A 3146-nucleotide genomic window follows, 5' to 3' on the forward strand; every position below is an offset into this window, starting at 1 on the left:
GTTTTTTTGTAGGGGCGGACCGCTGTTTGGGTCCGCCCGAGGGTCGACCGGAAAAGAGGGTCGACCCCTACAGTTCACTTCAGGATATTCGGTGCTGCAGGTTTTTTTGTAGGGGCGGACCGCTGTTTGGGTCCGCCCGAGGGTCGCCCCCTACGGGTAATCGCGCGGTGCGGGATTAACTCTGCCGGGTATGCACGCTGGCTTCGCGCAGGTCGACCATCAGCACTTTTGAACGGCGCTGATAGTTATACATCTCTTTTTTGCTCTCCGGCAGCAGCTCGACGTCCACCGGCATAAAACCGCGCTCCTGGAACCAGTGAATGCTGCGGGTGGTCAACACGAACAGCTTTTTCAGCCCCATCTGCCGCGCCTGCAGCGCGACGCGCTCCAGCAGCGCCTCGCCGCGTGAAGAGCTGCGATAATCCGGGTGAACCGCCACGCAGGCCATCTCGCCGATCTGCTCTTCCGGGAACGGATAGAGTGCCGCACAGCCGATGGTCAGGTTGTCGCGTTCAATGATGGTGAACTTGTCGATCTCCATCTCCAGCTGTTCACGCGAGCGGCGCACCAAAATACCCTGCTGCTCCAGCGGGCGGATCAGCTCCAGAATGCCGCCGATATCGTTAATGGTGGCGCGACGGATCTGCTCGGCGCTCTCCATGACAATCTGCGTACCGATACCGTCGCGCGAGAACAGCTCCTGCAACAGGGCGCCATCCTCCTGATAGCTGATCAGGTGGCTACGACGCACGCCGCTGCGGCAGGCCTTCACCGCACCGCGCAGGAAGCGCACCGTGCCGGAGTGATAATCCTCGTCGCTCTCCAGCTCTTCAATGCGCTTTTGCGCCTCGTTCGGGAACAGCTCAGAGACAATCATGCCATCGCGGTTGGTCACGCCCTGCTCGGAGCAGAAGCCGATCATCTTCTCGGCCTTGAGCTTAATCGCCAGCTGGGTCGCCACCTCTTCTGAGGTCAGGTTAAAGCTTTCGCCGGTCACGGAGACCGCCACCGGGCCCATCAGCACGATAGCGCCGCTGTCGAGCTGACGATGGATCGCCTCTTCATCAATGCGGCGAATGCGCCCGCTGTGGCAGTAATCTACCCCGTCATCGACGCCGAGCGGCTGGGCGATAATAAAGTTACCGCTGACGACATTAATATGCGCGCCCTGCAAAGGCGTATTGTTGAGGCTCATCGACAGGCGGGCGGTAATATCCAGCTGTAGACGGCCAGCGGCCTGCTTCACCAGCTCCAGCGACTGAGCATCCGTGACGCGGGTGTGTTTATGGTAGAGCGGTTCCAGATTGCGCTCGGCAAGGCTGGCGTCGATCTGCGGGCGGGCGCCGTACACCACCACCAGGCGGATGCCGAGGCTGTGCAGCAGGCCGATATCATTAATGATGCCGGAGAAGTTCTCGTGCTCGATGGCTTCACCACCCAGCATAATGACAAACGTTTTACCACGGTGGGCATTGATGTAGGGAACGGTATGACGAAATCCCTGAACCAGCTCGGTACTACGTTCCTTCACGGCAAACCCTCTCTGCATTATTATTCGGTAAAAGTGTATTTTTATTCTTTTCTCGCCCTGGGTGCAAGTGACTTTTATCCTTACTTATCACCCGCTCGCGCATTTCCAACAGTCTAATATGCTGCATTTATTCGCTTTTTCGGGGTGACACTGCCTGGTGGATTCGTTAAAGTTTTTGCAAAATTTTCTCTGTTGGCTTTTTATTAGACAAATTACAGCATCTGGAGTGGCATGACCGATTCAACTTCGCTTAACCGGCGGCGATTTCTACAGGGCGCCGGGGCCGTCTGTCTGCTCAGCGTTAGCCGGGTAGGCTGGGCAGCCAGCAGTCACGTGGTGGCCATCCGCATCTGGCCTTCCACCACCTATTCGCGCCTGACCATTGAGTCGAATACCGCCCTGAAATATAAGCAGTTTGCGCTGAGCAACCCTGACCGCGTGGTGGTGGATATTGAAAATATTCATCTTAACCACGTGCTTAACGGCGTCGCCAATCTGGTACGCCAGGATGACCCCTACATTAAAAATGCGCGCGTGGGTCAGTTTGATCGCAACACCGTGCGGCTGGTGCTGGAGCTAAAGCAGAACGTCAGCCCGCGGGTGTTCACCCTCGATCCGGTCGCCGGGATTAAAAACCGTCTGGTGCTCGATCTCTACCCGGCGCGGGACCGGCCGCAGGATGATGATCCGCTGCTCGCGTTGCTGAAAGATTACAACCAGGGGGATCTGGAACGTAGCCAGCCAGCGGAGGCCGCGCTGCCGGGCAAAGCAGGGAGAGACCGGCCAATTGTGATAATGATCGACCCTGGCCACGGCGGGGAAGATTCCGGCGCGATTGGTAAGCATAAGACGCGGGAAAAAGATGTGGTGCTGAAAATCGGCCGCCGCCTGAAGCAGCTCATCGACAAGCAGCCGAATATGCGCGCTTATATGACGCGTAATGAAGATGTGTTTATCCCGCTGAAGGTGAGGGTGGCCAAAGCACGCAAGCAGCGCGCCGATCTGTTTGTTTCGATTCATGCCGATGCCTTCACCAGCCGCGCGGCGCGGGGCTCTTCGGTCTTTGCCCTGTCGACTAAAGGGGCAACCAGCACCGCTGCGCGTTTCCTCGCTCAAACGCAGAATGAATCAGATCTGATCGGCGGCGTCAGCATGAGCGGCGACCGTTATCTCGACCACACCATGTTTGATATGGTGCAGAGCCTGACCATCAACGACAGCCTGAAGTTTGGTAAAGAGGTGCTTTCGCGCATGGGGAAGATTAACCATCTGCACAAGCGCAGCGTTGATCAGGCCGGGTTCGCGGTGTTGAAAGCGCCGGATATCCCGTCAATTCTGGTTGAGACGGCTTTTATCAGCAATGTTGAAGAGGAGCGCAAGCTGCGCACCACGCGTTTTCAGCATCAGGTGGCAGATTCGATTCTGGCGGGGATAAAAGCCTACTTTGCCAACGGCGCGTCACTGGCACCGCATAAATAGTCAGCGGGCGGAAAGGATTCTGCCGGGATATTGGGTAAGGGGACGAATTTCAGATACAAAAAAACACCCTTAAGGGTGCTTAATTGGTTGCGGGAGCCGGATTTGAACCGACGACCTTCGGGTTATGAGCCCGACG

Annotated in this window: 2 protein-coding genes; one reads left to right on the forward strand and one right to left on the reverse strand. The window is 57.1% G+C overall.

The genetic code is table 11. The features are described 5' to 3' along the window. Window positions 1–175: 175 nt before the first annotated feature. Entirely contained in the window at window positions 176–1549 is a 1374-nt protein-coding gene (gene argA, locus QLG07_RS02485) for an amino-acid N-acetyltransferase (protein WP_180276712.1), read from the reverse strand. Between the two features lie 213 nt (window positions 1550–1762). Between argA and amiC the strand changes: the two genes are divergently transcribed. Then, the gene (gene amiC / locus QLG07_RS02490) at window positions 1763–3010 is read left to right on the forward strand and encodes an N-acetylmuramoyl-L-alanine amidase AmiC (RefSeq protein ID WP_048917161.1); all 1248 of its coding nucleotides are present in this window, start codon (window positions 1763–1765) and stop codon (window positions 3008–3010) included. Window positions 3011–3146 lie beyond the last annotated feature (136 nt).

The sequence above is a fragment of the Erwinia sp. V90_4 genome, from assembly GCF_029967685.1.
Taxonomy (GTDB): Bacteria; Pseudomonadota; Gammaproteobacteria; order Enterobacterales; family Enterobacteriaceae; genus Erwinia; species Erwinia aphidicola.

Coding starts and splice junctions, on each gene's coding strand:
- argA (WP_180276712.1), bottom strand. CDS start 1,549: ATGCAGAGAGGGTTTGCCGTGAAGGAACGTAGTACCGAGCTGGTTCAG.
- amiC (WP_048917161.1), top strand. CDS start 1,763: ATGACCGATTCAACTTCGCTTAACCGGCGGCGATTTCTACAGGGCGCC.